Origin of the sequence: Bradyrhizobium erythrophlei (assembly GCF_900129425.1) — a bacterium.
Lineage (GTDB): Bacteria > Pseudomonadota > Alphaproteobacteria > Rhizobiales > Xanthobacteraceae > Bradyrhizobium > Bradyrhizobium erythrophlei_C.
In genome coordinates this window covers 1,688,689-1,713,995 of the sequence record NZ_LT670817.1, presented here as the reverse complement: position 1 = coordinate 1,713,995, position 25,307 = coordinate 1,688,689, and the positions used below count along the sequence as shown (strand labels likewise).

The window sequence follows — 25,307 nt, the reverse complement described above, 5'->3', positions numbered from 1 at the left end:
GTGGCCAGTCCTACCCGAGGCAACAGTGCGGCCTCGAGTTTAAAGCGACCAGCTATTCCCGTTGCTGCTGACAGGACTGTCAGTGATTCTTGATTGGAACTCTCACACTCCGACATCGCGGGCGGCGGAGCAAAGCCGTCTCGCCGGGCGGTTAGTGCTGGCTTGTGAGATCTCGCCGGCGATTGATGCGTGTCTGCGGTCGCAGGCGACCGCGGGTTCGAATCTTGTTCGTTCCGCTGGAACGGCGCGAATTCAGAAACATGGTCCCATGCAAAGGAGATTTCGATGAGCCAGCCCGCAAAGTCCGTATCCCACGACGATGTCGATCTGATCGGCCTCACCGTCGAACAAATCGAGGCCGGCTTCAGGGCCGGCAGCTTAACAGCCGAAACCCTCGTCAAGGCCAGTCTCAAGAGGATTGAGAAGTACAACAAAAGATACAATGCTATCATCTTCATGAATCCTGCTGCCGTTGACGAAGCCCGCGCCATTGACAAGCGCCGAGCGGCTGGGGAGCAGCTCGGTCCATTGGCCGGCGTGCCTGTAGTGGTCAAAGATCCGATGGATATGGTCGGCTTCCCGACGACGGGTGGCTGGTCGCTCCTATATAGCAAGACGGGCGGCGTAGACTTGATGCCGGCCACCGACTCGCCCGTGGTGGCGCGCATGCGCAAGGCTGGCGCGATCATCCTTGGAAAGACCAATGTTCCTGTGTTGAGCCACTCCGGTAGTCATGCCAACGATAGCTGGGCTGGACCGACCCTGAACGTCACCATGCCGGACCGTCTTCCGGGTGGAAGTAGTGCTGGCACTGCTGCTGCCGTGGGCTCAAGCATGGTTGTGCTTGGTCTCGCAGAAGAGACGGGTGGCTCGATCCAGAATCCTGCGTCGGCCCAAGACCTCGTTGGCATTAAACCGACGATCGGACTCGTTCCGAACGCGGGTGTCGTGCCGATCTCCGGGAACCGTGATGTGGTCGGCCCGATCGCGCGCTGCGTGCGCGATGCGGCACTGTGTCTTGACGTGCTTGCGGGCTATACAGCGGAAGATCCCAAGACGCTTGCTGGCGTAGGTAAGCGGCCCAAGGGTGGTTACACGTCGAGGCTCAGTGCCGATGCCTTGAAGGGCAAGCGTCTTGGCCTTTACGGTTTAGGATGGCGTAATCAGCCGATGTCCGACGAGGCCTTGTCGCTATACGAGCGGGCTAAGAAGGAATTGAAAGAATTGGGCGCGGTTCTGGTCGACGATCCGTTCGCGGGATCAGGCTTCGCAGACCTTCGCAAGCCGACGCCGCCTCTCGCGAACTTCGACGCGCGTGGCCTTGAGTCCATTCCTTACGACCTCCAGAAATACCTTGAGAGATTGGGGCCGAACGCGGCTCTCAAGACATTCGCGGAATTTGCGAAGGCCACCGAATCGGAAAATGCCTTTGGCCCTAAAGGTGTGTTGAGCTTCATGCCAAACCTTCCACAGTTCAAGGCGGCCCTCGACGATCCATCGCGGCCGCCGGACCTCTCAGAGTTCATCACGTTGAAGGAAACCTACCTCAACATCTTCGAGGACGTTTTTATACGAGAGAAGCTTGATGCCTGCGTTTTCCCGCAGATGCTTGAAGAACTGCCCCCGCTCCACGGCAAAGGAACAATCCGCGAGACGACCGTCGGTGAAATCAACATCGCGGGACTTCCCGGCGTAAACGTTCCAGCCGGCTACTACACCTCAGGGTCACCGTTCAGTTTGATCTTCGTCGGGCACCTCTGGAGCGAAGCCAATCTGTTAGCATATGCTTACGCCTACGAAATTGCTACCAAACATCGCAAGGCGCCGGCACTTCAAGAGTGAATGCGTATTCAAGGGAGGTTCGTTACGGCACTCGGCGACTGCGGCCGCCGAGCTTCCTCTTGCGCATCCCAAATTTGAAAGCCATCTTTGGGATCCGGCGGTACCGAAAACACCAAGTGGCTTCGGTAGGCGGCTTTCGACCGGACACGACAACGCCCCTCGCTCGGTGATTTTGAGATGCAACCCAACAGCTGGCGCGTCGGAGTGCTGTTTTCGGAGACCGGCGCGACGGCTGCGGTCGACAGGACACAGCGCGCCGCAACCTTTTTGGCGATTGAAGAGATCAACAGGGCCGGAGGTATCCTGGGTCGACCGATCGAGGCCATTTCCTACGACCCGAAATCCACGCCCTCCCTCCATCGTGATTGGCTCTTACGCTTTGCGACGTGGACCGCGTCAAGGTCGTCTTCGGATGTCATATGTCGAGCACCCGGAAGGCTGCATTGCCGGTTATCGAAGCGCGCAATGCGTTGCTGTTCTATCCACACCTGTACGAAGGCTTCGAGTATTCGCGACACTGCATCTACACCGGTGCCACTCCGAGCCAATTGTCGGTACAACTTGTCGACTATCTGGTCGCGAACTATGGGAACTAAGTCTTTCTCGTCGGATCCGATTACGTCTTTCCATACGAGTCGAACCGGATCATATCCGGTCTCTCCCTAGAGGTCGGTGGACAGGTCCTCGACGAGATGTACGTGCCCCTCGAACCGCAGAAGAGCGAGTTATCGAGCGTCGTCGCGCGCATCGAACGAGTCAAGCCGGACGTCATTTATATACGCTTGTCGGAGACGGGATTGTTCCTTTCTTCGAAGCGTTCAGCGAGGGGGGAGATGAAGGTGTCGCTTTTGTTATCGATTTGACCGATCGGAAAAAAGCCAAAGAAGTCGAGCGGCGTTACAGGCAAGTACAGACCGAACTTGCGCATGCAAACCGTCTCGCAGCGATGGGACAACTGTCGGCGTCAATTGCGCACGAAATCAATCAACCGATAGGATCGGCGATCACCTATGCCAATGCAGCTTTATCTTGGCTACGTGCCCAACCGCCGAACTTAGAAGAGGTTCAGCAGGCGCTTGGGTTTATCGTGGAGAGCGGCGTGCGAGCGGGTGAAGTTATTGACCGAATCCGCGCGCTCGTAAAGAAAGCACCTCCTCTGAAGGCGCGACTCAACATCAACGAAGCGATCTTAGAGGTCATCGCGCTGGTTCGCGGCGAAATGGCAAACAATGCCATTTCCGCAAAGACGCAACTTGCGGATAGCCTGCCTCCCGTTTGGGCAGACCGCGTTCAGCTGCAGCAAGTAGTTCTCAATTTGCTTCTTAACGCGATCGAGGCGATGAGCGAAATGACCGAGGGAGCACGCGAATTGCTGGATCCGTACCGAACAGACACACTCGAGTGCTGTGCTCGTCTACGTGCAAGATTCCGGCCCTGGCTTTCCTCCCGAGAGCGAACAGCGGCTATTTGAGTCCTTCTACACGACCAAACCCGGAGGCCTAGGAATGGGGCTCTCAATTTGCCATTCAATCGTTGAGGTTCACCAGGGCCGACCGTGGGCGAGCGCGAACCTACCCCGTGGTGCAGTGTTCCAATTAACGTTACCCACGCTCCTGTCCGGTGAGGGGGACAAAACCAGGAGACAGTGAGATTCACGTCCGGATGAATGATCGTATCGACTGCTACGTGACCTTAGAAGGTCCCTTGGGCCTGCTCAGTGCTGCCTGCAGACAGTCGGCTATGCGTGGCCCCTGCAGGTCGAGCGGTTTATGCAGGAAGCAGACGGCCCCCGCGTTCATTGCCTTCGTTCGAACGGCGTCGTTCGGGTATGCAGTTATGAAAATGATGGGTATGTCGAAACCCAAATGAGATAAACGTTGCTGAAGCTCTAGGCCACTCATGTTCGGCATTTGTACGTCCGCAATTAGACAGTGGGTTTCTTTCACCCACGACGATTGCAAATACGACTCAGCGGAGGCAAATGCACGGGCGGTCAGCCCGAGTGATTTCACGAGCTTCTCTATAGCCCCGCGAAACAAATCGTCGTCATCCACGATCGATATGATCGGAATCTCTGCCAACCGTTCGTTCCACCCTCGGTAGAGAAGGACATTTCCGGTTACAGGGTGCCACGGCCCGGTCATTCGGGATATACTACCTCGGTGTTAGTTTTCCTATTTTTCTTGCCCCCGAATTCCGAGGTTCTCGGCAATGAGCACGAGGTCGGCCAGTGATTTCGTGCCCATCTTTCGCATCACATGACCACGGTGAATCTTAACGGTCATTTCGCTTATGCCGATCCTGAAAGCCACCTCCTTGTTCATAAGGCCGGCTGTCACCAGCGACATAATTTGACGCTCACGAGGGGTCAGCGACTCAAACCGGGTTTGGTTATCCAAATTGGACTGCTCTTCCCTACGATGCTTCAGATCGCGTTCAAGAGCCCTGGTCACTGCCTCAAGCATCTCCTGGTCACGAAACGGCTTTGTTAGGAAGTCGACTGCGCCGGCCTTCATTGCCTTGACCGACATTGGAATATCCCCATGACCGGTAATGAAGATGATGGGTATCTTCAGCCCTAATCGACTGAGTTCTGCTTGCAGGTCGAAGCCGCTCAGCCGAGGTAGTCTGACATCTAAGACCAGGCAGCTGGGGACCGTAGGCAGTGGATGTTCCAGCAGTTCCCTTGCGGATGCGAACGTTCGTACGCTTAGTCCGACCGAACGAAACAAACTACTGAGTGCGCCGCGGGTGAGCGGATCATCGTCGATCACAAGTACAGTTGGCTCGTCCGCAGTTGGGACGGTGGAAGCAGTAGGCACGCCTTTTTTCATAGCGCGAGTTTCCGTTTCACATAGGGTAAGTTCCCGTTTTCGACCGAAGTTCATAGTCATTGTACCAAGACCGTGTGCTGGTCTATGGACGCCTAAGTAGCTGGCACCCTTCGTTTCAAGCCAGAGGCGATTGACAGGGCGTAGTAACTCGCAACGCCGGCAATTAAGTCTGCAACTACCTCCGAATAGGAGAGGCCATGTAGCGGACAACAATGGCGACCGTAGCTGCGAAGGTCCATGCTGCGAACGCGGTTGGGCGGAAGCTCGGCAGTTTTTCGATACCAGGATAGTGCCGGACAACCAATTGGTCTGTGATCATCACAGCGCCGATTGGTGGAACGAGGACCCCCAGCAAGTTTAGCCAGTCGAGGAACAAGCTCCAGACTCCCGTAACGGCTGCGATACCGCCGATAGCGCCCAAGACGATCGTCAGTATCCGCGTTTTGTTACCGACAATCCGGCTCCATCCGACTGCTCCATTGTAAAGGCAGTGCGTACAGACAGATCCTAAGTTGACAAAGACGAACAGAACCGCGATGGCGGCGTGCTCGCTCTTCAGCGGTCTCAAGACGTTCCTGCGCAACTTTTAAATCCTGGATATTGGCACAAGTGCAAACGAATCGAACCAGATTTCGTTTCGAATGTGCAAGGGGACAGCGCGACCTACGTGTCAGTGATAGGCTCCATCGGCATGGCGGATTGGAACTTCATAGGCCCACCCTCGCCCCGACTCGACGCCGTCCCAAAATAAGTTGGCTGCGCGGTCTCGATGATCCGGATGGAGGCCAGAAAGAAATGGCGGCAGATCACGCGGTGACTTCTTCCACACCTCGGGAGGCGCGATGCAATCATCCGCGGACAGGCCTGTCGCCTTCAGGTAAAAGCGATTGATAAACTCGCACCCGCCATCGGGCGCGACCGTCCCTTTCATCCACGGAACGTTATCGAGAACGTCGAGCTGGGGCGGCGGTACGGCGCTCAAAGTTTCGTTTTGCCGAGCAACCTGACTACGCAGCGCGTTGTTCTGTCTGCCAAGCTCGGTTATGCGCCGGCGCTCAGATCGACCGGCAGAGATCAGCGCTTCGTGCTGCGCCGACGCCATGCTCCCACAAATCGCGACGGCCGTTCGGATGGATTGCGACCATTTTGAAATGGGGCCAAGATCAGTTAATGCCCAGTCGAAGGATCGGAAGGGCTCGGCGATTTTGCCGCCGGCGCGCTGCGCCCCTTTCTGACGCGACCGGCCAAGCGTCTCATGGTGGCGACCGTTGCGACTGTTGGGCCGGTTCTTTTTGCGCGGTGGCTTGTCCGACTCTCCAATTACTCGCACACCCGACCTCTCTTGATCTGTGCCCTTTTTGACTGAGGCACCTTCCTTGCTATTCTCACAGAGGCGTGAGCGATTATAATGCTGTCGGAAATCCGGGGGCAAACATATTTGACGGATAGTTCCGATCCGCGCGGTTCCAATTTAATGCGCGTTAGGAGAAGACTCTGGGGTCCAATCGATGGGTGGACCCGTGGCCCGAGGCCCCTCCGTCATGCAAAGGATTAGTGCAGGCCGTCGCGTTGCCCTCGGGAACTCCCATCTTCTCCAGCTTTTTTCCGTTTCGATTGTTTATTGATTTTGTTCAGATTTTTTGTTCAGCAGCCTCCGGGGAATGAGTTGCCCGCCAGTGGGATAGCGGCCAAGTTTGGGGGAGATCGCACAAGCCAGAGGTTGAGTTTTACCGCAGTGAACTCGACAAATGCTGCGGGCTACCTATTCCGTTTGCTTTGCACTTGCCGCGGATTGTCGCGTGAGGACGGTAAACATTCTGCCAAATGAATGGTGACAACCCGATAATCAACGAATGTGCCAACGTTGCGGTCATTGATTGCGATGTTGTTACGCGTATCGCCTTACAGGGATTGCTTGAGACTCACGCTCACACTCTTCGAATGCAGCGAAGAGTATTTGCGGACGGACAAGTCTTCTGCACCCAACTGTATTATGTTGGATCCCGGGCCGCCTCATACGGCCGGCTTGAAGAACTGGTGCCGCCAGCGCTGGCGCCTGTCGCGCCACGCTCACCCGGATACCGGCCTTCCGCGTCTGAAAATCTCTTGCATGGCCACGACTTGAGACCGAGAATTTCCTGATGATTATCGGGAGCGCCCGGCCGCTGGAAGACGCGGCCCGCGTCGCCTATCGCGAGTTGGTGCGCTGGATGAGCGCCGATTACGGCTTCGACGAGAATCGACGCCTACATGCTGCTCAGCCCCGGGCGGACGGATCCGGCAACATGGTCGATCCGAAATACACGATGGGCCCGTCGATCCTGAAGAAATATCTGGTCGCATGATGGTTCGACAACAACGAGGAGGGGTACGGCAATGAAGGTCAATCGCAGAAGGTTCTTACAGGGTACGGCTGCTACCGCTACCGCTGCTGCCGGCATGTTCGGTTCCAGCGCCTTTGCGGACGAACCGATCAACGTCGCGAGCATACACGATCTCTCGGGCGGGCTCGACATCTACGGCAAGCCGATGGTCGATGCGATCACGCTTGCGGTCGAGGAAGCCAACGCGGCCGGCGGCCTGCTCGGGCGGCAGATCAAGCTGATCAATTACGACACCCAGTCGAACATGCAACTTTATACCCAGTTCGCGCAGCAGGCGGCGCTGAAGGACAAGGTCGCAGTCGTTCATGGCGGCATCACCTCGGCCTCGCGCGAGGTCATCCGGCCAGTGCTCGACCGCTTCAAGACGCTTTATTTCTACAACACCCAGTATGAGGGCGGCGTCTGCGACCGCGATCAGTTCGACACCGGCGTCACGCCGGCGCAGACGGTGGAAAAACTCGTGCCTTACGCAATGAAAAAGTGGGGCAAGAAGGTCTATGTTGTCGCTGCCGACTACAATTACGGCCAGATTACCTCGCAATGGGTGAAGAAATACGTCACCGAAAACGGCGGCGAGGTTTCGTCGATCGACTTTTTCCCGCTCGACGTCACCAATTTCGGTCCAACGATTTCCGAGATCCAGGCTGCAAAGCCGGACTTCGTATGGTCGGCGCTGGTCGGCGGACCCCATATTTCCTTCTATCGCCAATGGGCCGCGGCCGGCATGCACAAGAGCATCCCGATGGCGTCGACGACTTTTGCCTTGGGCAACGAGCACATCGTTCTGTCGCCCGAAGAATGCAATGGCATGCTGATCTGCTACAATTACTTCCAGGATCTGAAGAACCCGGTCAACAAGGCATTCGTCGCCAACTTCCACAAGCGCTTCGGCGCCGACTATCCCAACATCACCGAGCTCGCGATGGGAACCTATCAGGGCTTCCGCCTGTGGGCGGAAGGGGTCAAGAAGGCAGGCAGCATCGACCGCCTGAAAGTCATCGAGGCGCTGGAAACCGGGATCAGCATCGATGCCCCCTCCGGCAAGGTCACAATCGATCCGCCGACGCATCATTGCATCCTCGATGTTCATATCGCCGAAGTCAGCGACAAGAAACTCAAGGTGCTGGAGGATTTCGCCCAGCAGAAGCCTGCCGACACGGCCGCGGTATGCAACCTGATCAAGAACCCGAACGACAACCAGCAATATGTGATCAAGACCTGATGGCCCGCCGGCTGTCAGACCCTGCTTGGGTAAGGTGAACATGGATCTGGTTGCTCTTCTTGGCAATCCAGGTCCTTTACGCGATAGCCAGCCTGGCGCTGATCAGCATCCGGGCTGGCGATTATCTTCGGCATGATGCGGGTCATCAATCTCGCTCACGGCGAATTCCTGATGCTTGGCGGCTATGCCGCGATCGTTGCCGCCGGCCACGGCGTCAACATCTGGCTGTCGATGCTGGTGGTCGCTCCGGTCGTGGTCGGCATCATCGGCGTGATCATTTTTCTATTGGAGGCGAGCGCGCCCTGTAACAGCGCGTCAGGACTGGGGGCCCATCAACCGCTGGGAGCGCGACGGCGCGAGTTTCGTTTCCCCGAAACTTGCCAAACGAGAGTTTTTGCCCCTCTTGCGCCAACAGCCGCCTAATGGCTCATTCAAATAGTACGACCGAAGGGAACGATATTCCAGATCAAGCGTAGCAGACGTGAGAGGGCAGCGATGTTGGAGTTAGAGTTGTACCACCAAAAAGAAAGGCGTCGTCAGAAGCCTGCGACGCCCGACTTCAATGCATGGGACGTCGATGTTTAGAACTTCACCGTCACTCCGGCGTTCACTGAAGATTCGGTACAGCTACCGTCGACAACTCCCCCAACAGTACAGACGTTAGGCGCATTGATGTTGTCGTAGCCATACTTGTTCTGCCAATAACGATATGCCACCCAAACATCGACAAAATGAGTGTATTTTGGACCCAGATCGCCTTTTACTGGCGTCAAACGTCAGTCGGATCGGCTCGCTATCAAATTCGACCTTATCTAAGGTGTCATGTTGAAGCGGTGAGAGCCGATATCCTTTTAGTCCGGTCAAAGCGGCACGACCGCTAATCGAAAAATACTGCAAACTCTCCGGCAAGAAACCCAGGTCCATGATGTGTTTTCGTGGTCCTGTCGAAGCTATCAGCTTGAGGTTGGGTAGCTGCTGCAGGATCTCCGTTGTGAGCGGGGCGGCGCCGTTCAAATGCCCGGGGAAATAGCGTGCTATCTTTGCTGGAGGGCGGGGCGGGACCTGCTCGCGTCAAAAAATTACGACATGGGGCGGTCCGTCGTTAGCTGTTGAACCGCGCCGAAGGTGCCATACCCCTCCCCGCTCGCCCTATAGCGTCCTCACAGTACCAGACGGTCGCCAGACTGCCTGGTATATGGTAAACTCCTGCTCAGCTGGACTAGATGGACGTAGTAAGTTGTCAGCCTGATAGCGGCCCGCTCGGCTTAATGGCGGAGGCCTGCAGTTGAAACTAGGTTCTCGCTTCAGCACTGAGGGAGATGACGGGTTCCAGGTCTTGTGGGAGGACGGTGATCGCGTCTTCTGCCGAGGATGGCGCCTGGGCGCCGACGGAAACCGCAGCGCCGTGCTGGCGGTGTTGCCCTCCGCCGAGCATCCGGCGCCTGCCACCCTCGATCGCCTCACGCACGAATATGGATTGAAGGACGACCTCGACGCCGCATGGGCGGCCCGACCGCTCGAGCTTATTCGCGAAGGCGGTCGGACCATATTGGTGCTCGAGGATCCCGGCGGCGAGCCGCTCGACCTGCGGCTAGCCACTCCGATGGACGTGGGGCGCTTTTTGCGTCTCGCAATCAGCATTGTTGTGGCTCTGGGCAAGCTCCACCAGCGCGGCCTCGTCCACAAGGACATCAAGCCCGCCAATATTCTAGTGAACCAAGTGACCGGAGCGGTCAAGCTTACGAGATTCGGCATTGCGTCCCGCCTGCCACGCGAGCGGCAAGCGCCGACGCCGCCCGAGTTCATCGCGGGCACGCTCGCCTATATGGCGCCCGAACAGACCGGCCGCATGAACCGCTCGGTCGATTCCCGCAGCGATCTCTACGCGTTCGGCGTCACGCTCTACCAGATGCTCACGGGCTCGCTGCCGTTCACCGCGACCGATCCAATGGAATGGGTGCACTGTCATATTGCCAGAAAGCCTATGCCGCCGAGCGAGCGGGTGCAGAATGTCCCGACGCCGGTCTCGGTCATCATCATGAAGCTGCTCGCCAAGACCGCCGAGGAGCGCTACCAGACAGCCGCGGGCCTCGAGCGCGACCTGCGCCGCTGTTTTGCCGATTGGGAGCGTCAGGGGCGCATCGACGACTTCCCGCTTGGGCAAGGCGACATACCAGACCGACTGCTGATCCCCGAGAAGCTCTATGGGAGAGAGCGTGAGGTCAAAACCTTGCTCGACGCTTTCGAGCGCATCGTTCAAAGCGGCGCGCCGGAGCTCGTGCTAGTCTCGGGATATTCCGGCATCGGCAAATCCTCGGTCGTCAACGAGCTGCACAAAGCAATGGTGCCGCCGCGCGGGCTATTCGCTGCTGGCAAGTTCGATCAATACAAGCGCGATGTCCCCTACGCCACGCTGGCCCAAGCCTTTCAAGGCCTGATCCGCTGGGTTCTCGGCAAGAGCGAGGTCGAGTTGGCGCGCTGGCGCGCCGTCCTTCTGGAGGCGTTGAGCCCGAACGGACGGCTCATGATCGACCTCGTCCCAGAGCTGAAGCTTATTTTAGGAGAGCAGCCTCTCGTCCCTCAACTTCCGCCACAGGATGCGCAGCGCCGCTTCCAATTGGTATTCCGTCGGCTTATCGGCGTGTTCGCAGGTGCGGAACATCCCCTCGCGCTGTTCCTCGACGACCTGCAATGGCTCGACGCAGCGACGCTCGATCTGCTGGAGGATATGCTGACGCGGTCGGATCTGACGCACCTCATTCTGATCGGTGCTTATCGCAACAACGAAGTTACAACCGCTCATCCGCTAATGCGAAAGCTCGATGCTATCAAGACCGCCGGCGCAAAAGTGGCGGAGATCAAGCTTGCGCCGCTCGCCCGAGAGCATCTCGGGCAGTTGATGGCGGACGCTCTTCGCTGCGAGTTGGAGCGCTCCGCGCCGCTCGCGCAGCTGGTGCACGAGAAGACCGGTGGCAATCCGTTTTTCGCCATTCAGTTCATGTCTTCGCTAGCAGAAGAGGGAATGCTCACCTTCGATCATGATGTTGCGGGCTGGTCCTGGGATCTCGACCGCATTCACGCCAAGGGGTACACCGACAACGTCGTGGACCTCATGGTCGCGAAGCTTACCCGCCTATCGGCCGAAACGCAGAACGCGCTGCAGATTATGGCATGTCTCGGAAACCTCGCCGAGATCACGACACTTGCAATCGTCCTCGGGACCTCCGAGGAACAGGTCCACGCGGCGCTGTGGCCGTCCGTCCGTCAGGACTTGCTCGAACGCTTGGCGAGTGCCTACCGGTTCGTCCACGATCGTATCCAGGAAGCCGCCTATTCGCTGATCGCGGAGGAGTCGCGCGCCGCGGCCCACCTGCGAATAGGGCGCCTTCTCCTGTCGCACACCCCTCCCGACAAGCGGGAAGAGGTCATCTTCGAGATCGTCAATCAACTCAACCGCGGCGCCGCCTTGATCATATCTCGAGAGGAACGTGGGCATCTCGCTGAGCTCAACCTCCTCGCGGGCCAGCGCGCCAAGACGTCTACGGCCTATGGCTCGGCGCTCACCTATCTCACCGCGGGTGTGACGTTGCTCACGGAGGACGACTGGGAGGGCCGGCATGAGCTCGTGTTCGCGTTGGAGCTCAACCGGGCCGAATGCGAGTTTCTCACCGGTGCGCTGGCGGAAGCGGAAGAACGGCTGTTGATGCTATCCAGCCACGCGGGTCGGCTTGTGGACTTCGCCGCCGTAACCCATCTGCGGGTGGAGCTCTTCACGACCCTTGGCCGCGCCGACCGCGCCATCGAGGTATGTCTCGACTATCTTCGGCGCGTCGGCGTTGACTGGTCGGCGCACCCGACGAAACAGGATGTCCGGCAAGAATACGAGTGCCTCTGGCGTACGATCGGTAGTCGCTCGATTGAAGACCTCGTCGACTTACCTCTGATGACCAACCCGGAGTGGCGCGCGACCATGGACGTCCTCACTGCAGTCCTATCGCCCGCGTTGTTTACCGACGAGAATCTGTCCTGTCTCGTCATCTGTCGGATGGCGAACCTCAGCATGGAGCACGGCAACGGCGACGGATCATGCGTCGCCTACGTCGGGCTCGGCACGATCCTCGGCCCGCAATTCGGCGATTACCGGGCCGGGTTTCGCTTCGGTAAGCTCGGCCTGGACCTGGTGGAGCGGCGCGGGCTGCGTCGCTTCGAAGCCCGCGTCTATCTGATCTTCGGGCACCGCGTTATTCCGTGGACGCAGCCCATCCGCGTCGGCCGGCCGTTGGTGCGGCACGGCTTCGATGCGGCCAACAAACTCGGCGACCTCACCTATGCAGCAGCATATGGCAACTATCTGATCACAAGCCTCCTTGCCACAGGTGATCAGCTTGGTGACGTGCAGCGCGAGGCCGAAGCCGGACTCGACTTCGCGCGCCAGGCTCGGTTCGTTATGATCATTGACCGCCTAACCACCCAGCTTAGGCTCATCCGGACTCTCCGCGGTCTGACCCCGCAGTTCGCCTCCTTCAACGATACCGAGTTCGACGAGGGCCGGTTCGAGGAGCATCTGGAGAAAGAGCCGCACCTGGCGATCGCCGCCTGTTGGTACTGGATTCGCAAGCTGCAGGCGCGCTTCTTCGCGGGTGCCTACGCTTCCGCCATGACGGCGGCGGCGAACGCCGAACGGCTTCTCTGGACGTCGCTGTCATTCTTCGAGTTGGCAGAGTACCATTTCTACGCCGCGCTGACGCGGGCGGCGCTTTGCGATGCAGCGCCCGCCGCGGAACGTACCAAGCACCTGGAGGCCTTGGCCGCCCACCATCGCCAGCTGCGGTTATGGGCGGAAAACTGCTCGGAGAACTTTTTCGACCGTGCGGCGCTGATCGCCGCCGAGATCGCTCGCATCGACGGCGATGAACTTGGCGCTATGCGCCTTTATGAACAGGCCATCCGCTCGGCCCGCGCCAACGGCTTTATTCACAATCAGGCACTCGCTTATGAACTCGCCTCCCGCTTCTACAAGGCACGTGGGTTCGACAAAATTGCACACACGTATTTGCGGGACGCCCGCGACTGCTATCTGCAATGGGGGGCCGATGGCAAGGTACGGCAACTCGACACGCTGTATACGCACCTCAGAGATAAGAAGCCGCTGCCCGATCCGACGAGCACGATCCTGACACCCGCCGAGCATTTGGACTTTGCTACCGTAATGAAACTCTCACAAGCCATATCGGGCGAGATCGTCCTGGAGAAGCTGATCGACACGCTCATGCGTACAGCAGTTGAGCACGCGGGTGCTGAGCGAGGTCTCTTGATCCTTGCGCGAGGCGACGAGCATCGAATACTGGCGGAAGCCACGACAAGCAGCGATACGGTGGCTGTCGGTCCGCGGCAAGGGAGCGTAACCGCTGCGGATCTTCCACTGTCAGTGCTCCACTACGTCGTTCGGAAGAAAGAGAGCGTTCTTCTGCACGATGCCGCAGGCGATAAACAGTTTTCCGCCGATGATTACATTCAAGGGCACCACGCACGTTCAATTCTCTGCGTGCCGCTGCTCAAGGAAAGCAGACTGGTTGGGGTGCTTTACCTCGAGAACAACTTGGCCCCGCACGTCTTCACGCCCGACCGGATCGTCGTCCTGAAACTTTTAGCGTCCGAGGCGGCGATCTCATTGGAGAATATCCGTCTCTATGATGATCTGCAGGACCGCGAGGCGAAGATAAGACGGCTGGTCGACTCCAATATCATAGGCATCTTTACGTGGTGCGCCGACGGTCGGATCATTGATGCCAACGACGCTTATCGGCGCATCATAGGATATGACCGCGGCGATCTTATCGCTGGTTTGAGCTGGAGGGACTTGACGCCTCCCGAATGGCGCGGCGCAGACGACCGCCGGGCAGCACAGCTAGAGATGAGTGGAACTGCGCAACCATATGAGAAAGAATATTTCCGGAAAGATGGGAGTCGCGTGCCGGTGCTGGTCGGTGCAACCCTGTTCGAGGGAAGGCCGAATGAGGGTGTCGGTTTCGTACTCGACCTGACCGAGCGTAAGCGGGCGGAAGCAGAAGCCCGTGAGAGCGAGCGGCGATACCGCGAAGTGCAAATGGAGCTCGCGCACGCGAACCGCGTCGCAACGATGGGGCAATTATCGGCTTCGATTGCGCACGAAATCAATCAACCGATCGCGGCGGCAATCACCTATGCCCATGCCGGTTTACGGTGGCTCGGCGCCCATCCGCCAAATCTCGAGGAGGTCCGTGAGGCGCTCGAACTCATCATGGAGAGCGGCGTTCGCGCTGGTGAAGTCATCGACCGGATTCGCGCTCTCTTCAAGAAGGAGCCAACTCGGAACGAGCGCCTGGACATCAATAACGGGATCCGCGAGGTGATTGAGCTCACCCGGGGCGAAGCGGTGAAGAATAACGTCTCGGTGCAGACGGACCTCGCGGATAGCTTACCACTCATTCATGGCGATCGGGTGCAACTGCAACAGGTGATCCTCAACTTGATCATGAATGCGATCGAAGCTATGAGCGCCAGCGATATCAAGCGAGAGTTATTCATCAGCAGCCGGAAGGCGGAGCCGGGCGGCGTGCTCGTGCTGGTGCGAGATTCGGGTCCCGGACTGGCGCCGGCGACTCTCGATCGGCTTTTCGACGCCTTCTACACGACGAAGCCCGGCGGTTTGGGGCTCGGGCTGTCGATCTGCCGTTCGATCATCGAAACTCACGGCGGCCAGTTGTGGGCGACCGCGAATGTGCCCCATGGCGCCATCTTTGAATTCATCGTTCCTGCGTGCGAAGACATTGGATCGTGATTGGATCATTCGGTCCGTCCACAATCTTTGGTTCGGTGAGCGCGCCAGCCCTGGCTGCCCGTATCTGATCGCTGTCAGACAAGGTGCGTCGCCTCGACTTTACGCGAGCGCCGGCGCAACTTCCGAGTCTTACGGCAGCCACCGGTTCTTGCTGTCGAGAGCTTGATCAGGTACTCGAGCGCCACGCCTTCATCGCCCGAACAGAAACTCACGCGTCTGAACGAGCGGTGACAATTACAATCGAGGTAAGACGTCCGTTCTCGCGAGCTTCGCCTGTAACGCGAGGCCGCCGGATGCCAACTCCAATAAGATGCAATGGGGTGCAATTTCATTACGGCAGGCCTGACTCGCGCAATGCTCGCGCGATGATTTCGTAGGGCGTGTTGATCCCTGTCGCCAGTGGCCACGCAACACTCGCTACCAAGCGGGTGCTACCCCTTACTTGGGCCGGACTTCCGCCGGCTGGATCGCGCCAGCTTGCGGCTGGCGCACTTATTCGATCACCTCGTGCGGCCGAGCAATGCGCGGGGATATCGATGCCCAGCGCTTTAGCGGCGCCAACGAACCTCGTGGTGCCATTTTTCATTCACATTGCCGGCGCACACGGACAGCGCAGAGTGACTGCTGGCCGCGCCTGCGCACGCTTATGAGCTGCCCCGCTCCGCCGCTAGTTCCCTGCCCGCGACTCCTCGGACAGTCTGAACATGTGATTAAACCATCGCTTTAGTCGACTTATCCCGATTCACTAGTCCGAGCCTACCTCAGTGCGGTCACTTCATACCCGCGCCCAATGGCGTCAACCAGGTGCTCGGTGCTACTTATGAAAGCGCAGTGCAAAGCAACGGAACCGGCCCGCGAGCCGGCAGTTGCAGGGCAAGGTCGGCGGCGTAGCGCCCGCCGGCCTTCTCTTGATCGAGCGGCGCGTTGCCGCTCCAGTAATTAGTGTCCACTGCCACAGTTGGCTGCAGAGGGTACGCCATGAAAAACATCGCTGATCTCCTACTGCGGGTTTGGCAAAGGAGCCAGCCCGCGTCCAATACTCAGGTTGCGGTTATGGCCGAAAACCGGGATCGATCCAGCATGGCCGATTTTGTCCGCATCCTGAAGGCCTACGATCAAGACCGGTACGGCAGGAGTTAGGGGCAGCCGCGTCAGTACGTGATACGGTCGGCCGTTTCTTCTCGCATCGAGAGATGAAACATATCCGAACTACAGAGTTGGCTGAGCACACAGCATCACGGCCTCCGGACCTACACATCCCTGAAGCGGAAGTTAAGCGCGAGCCAGCGCTGATCCAGAGCACGTCGCGCTTTACAGGCTTCTTGCATCGATGACGGATCCTTACATCGATTCATTTGACGAGGAACCGCTACCGGTCGATGTTGCCGACCAGGTCTTTGCACGGGTACTGGATATTGTGCGTTACGCCGAAGACTCGGTTTCCCGGGGGGCGGTCGACCAAATCCAAGCGGGGAATCCCAGCGATCTTCAACATCCGCACGGCGGTTGGCCGCCAAGCGTGGAGAGATTAGGCGAATAATCGAATTGGACCGGCGGCGCCGATCGTGCGTAGGCCCAGCCCGGAACGGCGGCGAAGCTTGAGTTCAGGCCGGGACGAATGATGACATGATGGCGCGGTAGTGATGCAGCGTTGCGGCATGAGCGGGAGCACTGAGGGTGATCAATAGGCCCAAAGCCAAGAAATTACGCATCGTGTTTTCTCCATCGCAGGGTGGGCTGTGAAGCTGCCCATCAGGTCATGTACACTCGCCTTCGGCGTTAGCAGCCGATCGAGCGAATGCTTTGGCGGCATCAACATGCGAAGCTTTCTCAGCTCGCTGCTGGTAGTCGTCGGCAAGGGCCTTAAGCTGACCCGCAATCACTCGATCAGTCATGGTTTCGGCAGCGCGGAGCAAAGTCTGTGCTGTTTTTAAGTATTCGTCGCCTCGTTGTGAGATCTGGAACGTCATAGTGCCCTCGCGCGGTTCTCTGGCACTTCGTCTAAGGCGATTTGGAGCCAGCCCAGCCAATTGCAGTCACTCGCCCGGCGAGCTCTGAAGCGATCGACGCACTTCTTTGAACAAAGGGGGGTGCGCAGCGAGTAGTACCGGACGAGACCAAACTTGCCTTCACAAACTGCGCATCGCGCGGCTCTGCCAGATCTAAGACTTTCGGAGCAGCTGGGCATCGTAGTCTCCTTTCGGTATTATCGTCGCTGTTCGTCGATCATCCTTTTTTCAGCGTCGCACTTCATCAGCCTGTGCGCCTTTCCAGGATGCAGCCTAAGACGATCACGATCAGCGGCTCAATTGAACGCAGGTAAAGGTCGGGCATCTAAAGGGGGGCACGGAACGATACGAAGGTATGGCGCCGCTCGCCCTTAAAGCCGACCACTTCCGCAATGGGTCACACCGAGAAATACTCGGAACGAGCAGATATTTTCCGCTCTTCCGCCGATAACAGATGAGGTGGATGGCTCACGCTCACGGCATCTGGGTGCCAAGGGAAGGCCGTCAGGCGTTCACGAGCGAAATGGGAGCCATCCGCTATGAATATTTACCGTCGTATGGCACGCGTATCTGCGTTTTTCGTCGTTCCCTTCAGGCGTAAACGTGTCAGATGCGGCATTAGTTAAACCTGCCGTATGCCATCAGTGCGTGTCTGGGAATCTGCTGGATCTTTTTCGATTGTGGCAACTGCCTTGAGGTTATCGGGCACCATCACGAAATACGGGCGACAGTATTCTTTTTGAAGGTCCACTCGAATTTCACAATCTTGGAGCCTTCGGGAAAAAGCTTGCCGTCCGCAGCTAAGCTTTGCCTATACGCGTCCATCATCACGTCATTGGCAACGATTACTTTCAACAGAGTTACGGTCTGACTGACTGCGACAACTCTTCAGTTCTCGTATCCTCTGAAATCAGAAAACGCAAGCTCGCCCAATTTCAGCGTGTACCTATCCTGCGCCGCAAGGGCTATGCCGCCCAAGGCAGCAAGCACTACCAAAATGATCGTAACCATCGCGGACGGTTTTCCAATCATGGCTTGCTCCTGCGACGCCGGAGCTGCGCTTCGTCGATGGCGCGGTCTTCCTGGGGCCCCTGAAAGGTCGCGCAAACCTTCTGATCCTGTGTGACATCACGCGCCGATCGCCGAAGCGTGATTGCGCCACCCCTGCGCGAGGGGAATGCCAACGCCCAACTCTCAATCATGTCAATGGACAGCACGCGCATGGGTTGCGCGCCAGTGACAAGGAGGATGGCATGACCAGCTTCAAATTTTTGGGCGCGACGCTTGTTCTTTCCGCCCTCCTCGTGACGCCCGCCTCGGCATGGGACGCGATCTCAGAGCCCGCCGCGGCCGCAGCCCAGGACCCGACCTTCTCCATCTATTCGAACGATGGCCGCCGATTTTCGGGTACGATGGCCTCGCAGGCACCGCTCGGCGACGCGTCGGGAGTGCATATGTCGGTACGGCCGCATCGCCGAAATCACACCGCCGGCGTCAAGCGCTACTGAACACGGACTTCGAATCGCCAGTAACGGAAGGGGGATGTCTGCTTTGCCCTTCAAGAACGGACTTCATCAGGTGAGCCTGTCAGGTCCGAAAAGTGCCAGGAACGGACCTTGGCGCGTTGTTCGTGGGCCTTTTGTCTTTAGTGAAAGAATCCGCCTGGCATTACGTCGGCGGGCCGCAATCCTCCGTTGCGCCGTCGCGAGGCTCCTAGTCAACTCGCGACCAATGAAAAGTTCAATCATGCAATTTTTGCGCAAATTCAAGCAAATTCAAGCAACGTCCGATCGATAAGCCGCACTATATTGCTGTCTGTCGATGGCTCGCCCAGAAGCTTGCAGGAAAAGAGGCAACCTAGTGTGAGGCGACGGCCGCTCGGCACATTCGCCAGAACCGTTCGATCTCGACCACAAGACCGCCTGCGTACGGGACTAACCCGTCGCGGCCGGGTCTCGGTTGGGGCGGGGCAGCGCGATCGATGGCAGGCCGCTTTTGTCAAATCGCACGCGATCATCGCTGCACAATTCACTCCCCAAACACTCATTTATACCGATGATCGAACCCTTCAAACGGCCCAATATCGCCTCGGTCATCGCCCATTGGGCCGCAGCCTTGGCAATGATCCTAGCGCTGTATTTCGGCTATGGGAATGGTCCGCGCCAGGAGGCATTCGTCGCGCACGCCTACGCCGGCCTCACCGTGCTGGGTCTTGTGGTTGTCAGGCTCTTCCTGCGGACGCTGTTGCCATGGCCCGAGGTGGAGAGCGGCGGCTCTCGCATTTCTAGGCTCGTCGCAGAGTCCACGCATTGGACGCTGTACGCCTTGATGTTGCTGACGCCACTGACCGGCTGGATCGTCGCGTCAGAGGTGGGATGCACGGCCGTTCCTAGGCTGCCGAACATCGATCGTCTCGGCTCCAGCTTTTCCATCGGACATCCGGTCAGCGCGATGACGTACCACGTTCATGTTTTCTTAATTTGGTCGCTTCTAGCGCTGATTTCTCTCCACGTGACGGCGGCGCTTTTCCACCATTTTGTGCTTCGGGACACCATGCTGGCCAGAATGATTCCAGTCCTTGGACAGCGCGCCGGATCGGTATCGGATCACGGCCGGCGCTCTCATGACAACCAGAACCATTGTCGGTCCGGAACACGATGATCAGCGCTTCAGCCAGTTCGTGGATGAACGGTCGCTTTGCGCCAGAAGCGGCCGCTCCCGCTAAGCGAATTTGGTCAGGTCGGGGCAAGCTTTTATAGCCGCGCCGAGCCCGGTGTCGGATTTTATTCCTATCGCTATCGCCAGATGCAATGCGTACCAATTCCGGCTCAGGTCTCCGTTCATCATGCTTTCGTGTTGGTTTGCGACTTCGGCCGCCCTTACGAGGAAAAGCCATCACCAGTTTTTCGGCCGCCCGCGAAATCGTAAGAGTTTCCTTGGTAAGGATAGCCATTTGCTATACCGCCTGAGCGTTTGCGGCGAAGATCAACTATCGGTCGTGCGTGACGATAAGTCTCTTTTTCCTCGATACAGAGCTGGACCTGAAGCGGAAGATCGGCCCGGCTTGAAAAATTACGGCCAGGCTATTCTTACGCCTATTTGCCGTTAGCTTTTTTAGCCTAGTGCTTTGGCTCACATCGCGTCGCCCAGGGGGGCGAATATTTTTTCGCAGGAAAATTGAATGCTAAGCTGGTTTGAGAGCCTGCGATAAAATTTGCCCAACCGGCAGCATCTTGGCGATCAGGGTCGTCCTGAACAGATCTAGCGCGCGCAGCACGGCCTCTCGCGCCGCTTGAGGGGGAGGCGGAAAGCCCACCCCTGGACTCGATATCAACTCACCGGCAATCCTTTCGGCGGCCCGTATCGTTTCCTGTCGCAGGCGGGTCAGCTCTCCCGATTGTGCCAATGGGGTCAGGAGTGCTGCGGTAACCGCAAGGCTGCTCGGCCATAGCGCTAAATGCCGGAACAGGCTCGCGACCATCGTCGGCTGCCCTTCCTCCCCTAGGCCGTTGACGAAGTAGACCAGACTCCTAATGTCGGGTGCTAGTGCATCAAGTTTCGGAACAGAAGGAATTTCGGCAATCGGCGCTCCGCTGGGTACCTCCATCCAATCCAGCATGGCGTCGTTCGAGCAGCAAGCGGGGCTACGCGCGACATGGGCGAGCGCGGTGATGCCAATGATATTGGCTGCATTTGTCAAATTATACTGACGAACAAGAGAGCGAATCCCCGTGAGGTCAGAATCGGAAAGTCCGACGATACGCCAGAGCGATGTGGGAAGAATTATCGTGACATTCGCGACCGGCATGGCCGCTGCGGCCCTCAACAGACCATCATAACCCCAATTCATGCGGATGCAGCCCCACACCCACTCGAGGCCGCCTGGGACGGTTGCAAGGTGCCGGTAGATCAGATTAACGAGCGGCGTGCCCGAAGCGCGCTTGATATCGGAATAAATACGGGCGACGGCCGCAGAAGCGTCTTCCTGCCGAATTTCGGGCATGACGGGGAGCTGTGAAAAGGCGCTAGGCATGTCGTCTGTGCTCTCAGTTATGTTAATCGACGTGTCCGACAGACCGGTGTCGCAACAGGCTATTTCGATTAGAGGTGGCTTCATCAGGTGACGATTGTCACTCGTCCAAATTGGTAGGGATTGGAGATATTGCCCTTGCATTTTAGATCGTACGTTCTGTATTACAAGAGGGCGGCCTCTGGCAACGGCACCCTTTCGAATGTCAGAGTCAAATCGGTTTGCGGCGACAACATTCGCTGTGGGCGACTGACTGCCCAACTATTCCATCAGGCCGCGTTCATCGTGGCATGTGCATTGCGGGCGATGCAAACGGTTCCACCTATGTCGATCGGTCGAGGCTGAATCCCTTCACCCATGACCAGAGGGGGCTTCTAGAGAACCGAGGTCACCGCCGTCGCTGGCCTCGCATCGGTCAAGCTGTCCGCCAAATAATTAGCCAACTCGCTGACAACTCGCGAATTGCTGCGCCGGCCGTAAGAATACACCAATTCCACCGTTGGCAGCTGCGGCAGACGCATTCCATGACGGACGATCCGCAGTGGCGGCGCGACCAGCGCGCGGGCGAGGACGGTGATCCCCATACCCTCCACCGCCGCCGACTTAAGGCATTCGAAACTCGGGCTGACGAAACTGAAATGCCAGGATCGTTTGTGGTCCTTTAGCGCGCCTATGGCGCAGCGGCGGTAGGCGCAGCCTTCAGGAAATAGGATCAGCGGCACCGACTCATTGTCATCGCCCGAATAATTCGGCCCACTGACCCAGACCAGTTGTTCACGCAGCGCCACGGTGCCGTTCGTTGTACCGGTCTCTTGTTTGAAGAAGGCGAGATCAAACTCGCCGCGCATGCTGCGCTTCATCAGACTTTCGGATTGATTGGCCTCAACCTCGAGTCCGACCATTGGATGCCTGTTCTTGAAGCGCGCCAGCCAAGTCGTGAAATCACGCCCAAAGAAATCGAGCGGCACACCGAGACGAACAAAACCGGTTAGCATCTCATCGGACATCGAGGCATAGGCCTCGTCATTGAGTTGCAGAATCTTTCGCGCAAACTGCACAAGCTTGCCGCCCTCCGAGGTCAGTTCCAGCACACGGCCCTTTCGCCGCGTCAGCAGCGGCTTGCCGACCTGAATTTCGAGTTTCGCGATCTGCTGGCTAATCGTCGATTGGGAGCGGCCGACGGTTTCCGCCGCGCGCGAAAAGCTCATGGTGTCGGCGATGACCAGAAAAGAGCGCAGGCAGTCGATATCGAAGTTCATCGAGATCTCCATAATCGCCAAATACGATATCGATCATCGCTATTATTCATTTTGTCACTTCGGAGGCCGTCCGTAAAGTCGCAGTGTCGGCTCTGCGTATGACGACATGCACGGACTGGCCAACCCGCTGCAATGCGGGACCCAAATCGCTCCGCGCTTTCCGGCATCGCATTATCGATGCCGAAACCGTGAAGGACGCGATTTCAAGACGCGGGAGGAAATCATGGCTCACGACGGGGCATCGCTTGAGGTTGCGCACGCCTCGGTCAAGGAGTTGATCGCCGAAAAGCTGAAGTATCTGGTGCCGATGACGATCGTTTTCATAGTCAGTTATGTCGGCCTGACCATATTCGCCGGTTTCGCCAAAGACCTGATGGGCATGAAGATCGCCGGCTCGGTCAATCTGGGATTCGCGCTGATCGCGCTCAACTATCTGCTGTCATGGGTCCTCGCGATCGTCTACGGGCGCATCGCCGCCGGCAAGTTCGATCCGCTCGCCGCGAGGGCTACGATGGAGATCTCCGGGCGGGGAAATTGAGATGAACCTCACGCTCGGCATATTCATCGTCATCCTGCTGATCACCCTCTGCATCACCTATTGGGCCGCGAGGCGCACGCATACCACGAGCGATTTCTACGCCGCCGACAGCCAGCTCACCGCGGCGCAAAATGGATTTGCGCTGGCCGGCGACTGGTGCAGCGCCGCCGCCTTCCTGGGGTTCACCGGGCTCACCGCGCTTTACGGCATGGACGGCGCTTTCTACGCGCTTGGCCCGCTGGTCGCCTTTTGCACGGTGCTGTTTCTGATCGCGGAGCCGATGCGCAACACCGGAAAATATACTCTAGGCGATGTCATCCGCAGCCGGATGCAGACGCGAACCTCGTTGCTTGCTGCCATTGCAGGAACCGTGGTTGTCAACTTTGCCTATCTGATGCCGCAGATGGCAGGCGCCGGCGTACTGGTGCGATTGCTAACCGGCATTTCTTACGACTGGGCGGTGATATTGGTCGGCATCAGCATGATCGTTTACGTTGCTTTTGGCGGCATGCTGGCGACGACCTGGGTGCAGATCGTCAAAGCGGTGCTGATGCTGAGCGCGGGAGCGACCATCTTGGTGATGATCCTGTCGCTGGTGCATTTCAATCCGCTAACGCTGTTCGCCGATGCCGAACAGAAATACACCGCCAAATATCTGCTGCCCGGAAACTATCTGACGAATCCGTTCGACCAGATATCGCTCGGACTCGGCTATACGTTCGGGCTGGCGGGATTGCCGCATGTGATGACGCGATTCTACACGGTGCCCGACGCCAAGACGGCCCGTCGTTCCGTGGTATGGGTGATGTTTCTCGCCGGCGCATTCTTCGCGGGCACCACGCTGTTCGGACTGGCCGCTGCGAATTACGTCGGTCAGGACGCGATCCGAGCCGCCGACAAGGGCGGCAACCTGACGCTACCGCTCCTCGCGCAATATCTCGGCGGTGGAAAGGGCAGCTTCGGCGGAGATTTGATGCTTGGCTTCGTCGCCGCGGTGGCGGTCGCCACGATCCTCGCCGTGGTCTCGGCGCTGACGCTGTCGACCTCAGGCGCCATTGCGCACGACTTCTACGTCAACTGGATCAAGCGCGGACAGGTCGACGGCAAACAGGAAGTCCGGATCGCGCGCATCGCTGCCGTCGTCATCGGCGTGCTTGCAATTGCACTCGGAATTCTCGCGCAGGGCGTCAATGTCGCGGTGCTGGTGATTCTTGCAATCTGCGTAGCCGCCAGCGCCAACTTCCCGGTGTTGATCCTGTCGCTGTTCTGGCGGAGGTTCAATACCGGTGGCGTAGTCGGCGGCATGACGGTCGGCCTCATCTCTTCAGTCGTGCTGGCGATGATCGGACCGGCGATGCGCGGCACCGACGCGCTCTGGCCTCTGGTCAATCCGACGATCGTCTCGTTGCCTCTGGGGTTCCTCGGCGCCGTGTTGGGCACGCTGATCTCGGCGGACGACGCAGAAAACGAAAAACGCTTCGACGCATTCCTGCTTCAGGTTCACACCGGTGTCGCGCCGGGGTAGATGGGCAGCTGCGCTTGCTGAAAGAAGTCAGCCGCGGTTCACCGCGGCCGATCGGTTTTCCTCCACAACCCGTGAGATAAAGGGTGCGCCCTGTGACGATCAAAGCTGTTGTTTTCGATGCCTATGGCACCCTCTACGATATCCAATCGGTAGCCGCGATCACTGATGAAGCCTTCCCCGGATATGGCGAGATCATCACCCAGATCTGGCGTCTGAAGCAGCTGGAATACACCTGGCTGCGATCGCTGATGCAGCGCTATGAGGACTTCTCGATCATCACGCGCGAGTCGTTAGCCTACACGCTGCGATGCCTCGGGCTAAAGAACGATCCCGGCGTGTTCGAGCGTATCATGGGCAAATACGCCCATCTCGATCTTTATCCCGACGCGAAGGCAACGCTGGCGGCGATGAAGGGTCGCAAGCTCGCGATACTGTCGAACGGCAGCACCGATATGCTCAATTCTCTTGTTGGCAATACGGGGCTGGACCGGATCCTGGATGCCACGATCAGCGTCGATTCCAAACAGATCTTCAAGCCGGCCCCGGATGCCTACACGCTGATCGAAACGAATCTCGGGGTCGCGCCTGGCGACGTGCTGTTCGTGTCCTCAAATCCGTTCGATGCTTGCGGCGCCAAGGCGTTCGGACTGAAAGTAGCGTGGATCGAGCGGGTGACGCCCGAGGCCATGGCCGAAGCCTGCCAGAAAAACGATCTCATCGCACCGCTGACCATGTTCAGGGCACTCCGGATGCAGATGGATGAGCTGGGCCTTGAACCGGACTATCGCGTCAACGGGCTCTCCGCGCTGGTCGAAATCTTGTCATCGATGCCGAGTTAGCGGAT

The 25,307-nt window shown here is 58.2% G+C and carries 19 protein-coding genes and 3 pseudogenes; 13 read left to right on the top strand and 9 right to left on the bottom strand.

Annotation, left to right across the window (positions count from 1 at the left end; genetic code table 11):
* Positions 1-285: 285 nt before the first annotated feature.
* The 4 genes and pseudogenes from B5527_RS08155 (at position 286) to B5527_RS08140 (ending at position 3,491) form a co-directional block, all read left to right on the top strand.
* Positions 286-1,842 carry an amidase gene (locus tag B5527_RS08155; protein ID WP_079600837.1) on the top strand — a complete coding sequence of 519 codons (1,557 nt, stop codon included), beginning with the start codon at positions 286-288 and terminating at the stop codon, positions 1,840-1,842.
* 177 nt (positions 1,843-2,019) lie between these two features.
* Positions 2,020-2,675, top strand: a pseudogene (locus B5527_RS46180) (transporter substrate-binding protein); the annotation flags it as partial.
* Positions 2,676-2,701: 26 nt separating this feature from the next.
* Positions 2,702-3,313, top strand: a complete 612-nt coding sequence (locus B5527_RS46175) for a sensor histidine kinase (protein WP_245332706.1) — start codon at positions 2,702-2,704, stop codon at positions 3,311-3,313.
* On the top strand, positions 3,249-3,491 hold the full coding sequence (locus tag B5527_RS08140) for an ATP-binding protein (RefSeq protein ID WP_172842505.1): 243 nt from the start codon (positions 3,249-3,251) through the stop codon (positions 3,489-3,491). Before B5527_RS46175 ends, B5527_RS08140 begins: the two co-directional genes overlap by 65 nt.
* Before the next feature lie 33 nt (positions 3,492-3,524).
* On the opposite strand, the gene B5527_RS08135 is transcribed toward B5527_RS08140, so the two are convergent.
* The 3 genes from B5527_RS08135 to B5527_RS08120 all read right to left on the bottom strand — a co-directional run bounded on the left by B5527_RS08135 (position 3,525) and on the right by B5527_RS08120 (position 6,006).
* Positions 3,525-3,923, bottom strand: coding sequence for a response regulator transcription factor (locus B5527_RS08135; protein ID WP_245332537.1), 399 nt, complete (start codon positions 3,921-3,923; stop codon positions 3,525-3,527).
* Positions 3,924-4,016: 93 nt separating this feature from the next.
* Complete coding sequence (locus B5527_RS08130; protein WP_079600834.1) at positions 4,017-4,676, bottom strand: response regulator transcription factor; 660 nt, start codon at positions 4,674-4,676, stop codon at positions 4,017-4,019.
* 670 nt (positions 4,677-5,346) lie between these two features.
* On the bottom strand, positions 5,347-6,006 hold the full coding sequence (locus tag B5527_RS08120; RefSeq protein ID WP_154072094.1) for a hypothetical protein: 660 nt from the start codon (positions 6,004-6,006) through the stop codon (positions 5,347-5,349).
* Between the two features lie 772 nt (positions 6,007-6,778).
* Between B5527_RS08120 and B5527_RS08115 the strand changes: the two are divergent.
* The 3 genes and pseudogenes from B5527_RS08115 to B5527_RS08105 form a co-directional block, all read left to right on the top strand.
* Positions 6,779-7,021, top strand: a pseudogene (locus B5527_RS08115) (acetamidase/formamidase family protein); the annotation flags it as partial.
* A gap of 31 nt (positions 7,022-7,052) precedes the next feature.
* Positions 7,053-8,282, top strand: a complete 1,230-nt coding sequence (locus B5527_RS08110; protein ID WP_079600830.1) for an ABC transporter substrate-binding protein — start codon at positions 7,053-7,055, stop codon at positions 8,280-8,282.
* Positions 8,283-8,414: 132 nt separating this feature from the next.
* On the top strand, positions 8,415-8,705 hold the full coding sequence (locus B5527_RS08105) for a hypothetical protein (protein WP_245332536.1): 291 nt from the start codon (positions 8,415-8,417) through the stop codon (positions 8,703-8,705).
* Positions 8,706-8,863: 158 nt separating this feature from the next.
* On the opposite strand, the pseudogene B5527_RS46170 reads toward B5527_RS08105, so the two are convergent.
* Positions 8,864-9,212: pseudogene (locus tag B5527_RS46170) on the bottom strand (hypothetical protein); the annotation flags it as partial.
* 355 nt (positions 9,213-9,567) lie between these two features.
* On the opposite strand from B5527_RS46170, the gene B5527_RS08100 reads away from it, so the two are divergent.
* Positions 9,568-15,102 (top strand): AAA family ATPase, encoded by a 5,535-nt coding sequence (locus B5527_RS08100; protein ID WP_197689282.1) that lies wholly within the window; start codon positions 9,568-9,570, stop codon positions 15,100-15,102.
* 818 nt (positions 15,103-15,920) lie between these two features.
* Here B5527_RS08100 and B5527_RS43585 read toward each other — a convergent pair.
* From B5527_RS43585 to B5527_RS43580, 3 genes are all read right to left on the bottom strand, one after another.
* Complete coding sequence (locus tag B5527_RS43585; RefSeq protein ID WP_154072093.1) at positions 15,921-16,091, bottom strand: hypothetical protein; 171 nt, start codon at positions 16,089-16,091, stop codon at positions 15,921-15,923.
* A gap of 768 nt (positions 16,092-16,859) precedes the next feature.
* Positions 16,860-17,072: a hypothetical protein gene (locus tag B5527_RS08090; protein ID WP_079600827.1), complete on the bottom strand. Its 213-nt coding sequence runs from the start codon at positions 17,070-17,072 to the stop codon at positions 16,860-16,862.
* 927 nt (positions 17,073-17,999) lie between these two features.
* Entirely contained in the window at positions 18,000-18,143 is a 144-nt protein-coding gene (locus B5527_RS43580) for a hypothetical protein (protein ID WP_154072092.1), read from the bottom strand.
* A gap of 221 nt (positions 18,144-18,364) precedes the next feature.
* Here B5527_RS43580 and B5527_RS08075 point away from each other — a divergent pair, with 221 nt between their 5' ends.
* Both B5527_RS08075 and B5527_RS08070 read left to right on the top strand, forming a co-directional pair.
* The gene (locus B5527_RS08075) at positions 18,365-18,619 is read left to right on the top strand and encodes a hypothetical protein (RefSeq protein ID WP_154072091.1); all 255 of its coding nucleotides are present in this window, start codon (positions 18,365-18,367) and stop codon (positions 18,617-18,619) included.
* A gap of 547 nt (positions 18,620-19,166) precedes the next feature.
* Positions 19,167-19,772, top strand: a complete 606-nt coding sequence (locus tag B5527_RS08070; RefSeq protein ID WP_079600823.1) for a cytochrome b — start codon at positions 19,167-19,169, stop codon at positions 19,770-19,772.
* 523 nt (positions 19,773-20,295) lie between these two features.
* On the opposite strand, the gene B5527_RS08065 is transcribed toward B5527_RS08070, so the two are convergent.
* On the bottom strand, positions 20,296-21,114 hold the full coding sequence (locus tag B5527_RS08065; RefSeq protein ID WP_154072090.1) for a hypothetical protein: 819 nt from the start codon (positions 21,112-21,114) through the stop codon (positions 20,296-20,298).
* A gap of 401 nt (positions 21,115-21,515) precedes the next feature.
* Positions 21,516-22,400 (bottom strand): LysR substrate-binding domain-containing protein, encoded by an 885-nt coding sequence (locus B5527_RS08060; RefSeq protein WP_079607152.1) that lies wholly within the window; start codon positions 22,398-22,400, stop codon positions 21,516-21,518.
* A gap of 223 nt (positions 22,401-22,623) precedes the next feature.
* On the opposite strand from B5527_RS08060, the gene B5527_RS08055 reads away from it, so the two are divergent.
* The 3 genes from B5527_RS08055 (at position 22,624) to B5527_RS08045 (ending at position 25,302) form a co-directional block, all read left to right on the top strand.
* The gene (locus B5527_RS08055; RefSeq protein ID WP_079607151.1) at positions 22,624-22,938 is read left to right on the top strand and encodes a DUF485 domain-containing protein; all 315 of its coding nucleotides are present in this window, start codon (positions 22,624-22,626) and stop codon (positions 22,936-22,938) included.
* A gap of 1 nt (position 22,939) precedes the next feature.
* On the top strand, positions 22,940-24,463 hold the full coding sequence (locus B5527_RS08050) for a solute symporter family protein (protein ID WP_079600821.1): 1,524 nt from the start codon (positions 22,940-22,942) through the stop codon (positions 24,461-24,463).
* Positions 24,464-24,555: 92 nt separating this feature from the next.
* Complete coding sequence (locus B5527_RS08045; protein ID WP_079600820.1) at positions 24,556-25,302, top strand: haloacid dehalogenase type II; 747 nt, start codon at positions 24,556-24,558, stop codon at positions 25,300-25,302.
* Positions 25,303-25,307 lie beyond the last annotated feature (5 nt).

Coding starts and splice junctions, on each gene's coding strand:
- B5527_RS08075 (WP_154072091.1), top strand. CDS start 18,365: ATGACCAGCTTCAAATTTTTGGGCGCGACGCTTGTTCTTTCCGCCCTC.
- B5527_RS08050 (WP_079600821.1), top strand. CDS start 22,940: ATGAACCTCACGCTCGGCATATTCATCGTCATCCTGCTGATCACCCTC.
- B5527_RS08060 (WP_079607152.1), bottom strand. CDS start 22,400: ATGAACTTCGATATCGACTGCCTGCGCTCTTTTCTGGTCATCGCCGAC.
- B5527_RS08055 (WP_079607151.1), top strand. CDS start 22,624: ATGGCTCACGACGGGGCATCGCTTGAGGTTGCGCACGCCTCGGTCAAG.
- B5527_RS08065 (WP_154072090.1), bottom strand. CDS start 21,114: ATGCCCGAAATTCGGCAGGAAGACGCTTCTGCGGCCGTCGCCCGTATT.
- B5527_RS43580 (WP_154072092.1), bottom strand. CDS start 18,143: ATGATTGGAAAACCGTCCGCGATGGTTACGATCATTTTGGTAGTGCTT.
- B5527_RS08155 (WP_079600837.1), top strand. CDS start 286: ATGAGCCAGCCCGCAAAGTCCGTATCCCACGACGATGTCGATCTGATC.
- B5527_RS08130 (WP_079600834.1), bottom strand. CDS start 4,676: ATGAAAAAAGGCGTGCCTACTGCTTCCACCGTCCCAACTGCGGACGAG.
- B5527_RS08070 (WP_079600823.1), top strand. CDS start 19,167: ATGATCGAACCCTTCAAACGGCCCAATATCGCCTCGGTCATCGCCCAT.
- B5527_RS08090 (WP_079600827.1), bottom strand. CDS start 17,072: ATGACGTTCCAGATCTCACAACGAGGCGACGAATACTTAAAAACAGCA.
- B5527_RS08110 (WP_079600830.1), top strand. CDS start 7,053: ATGAAGGTCAATCGCAGAAGGTTCTTACAGGGTACGGCTGCTACCGCT.
- B5527_RS08105 (WP_245332536.1), top strand. CDS start 8,415: ATGATGCGGGTCATCAATCTCGCTCACGGCGAATTCCTGATGCTTGGC.
- B5527_RS43585 (WP_154072093.1), bottom strand. CDS start 16,091: ATGTTTTTCATGGCGTACCCTCTGCAGCCAACTGTGGCAGTGGACACT.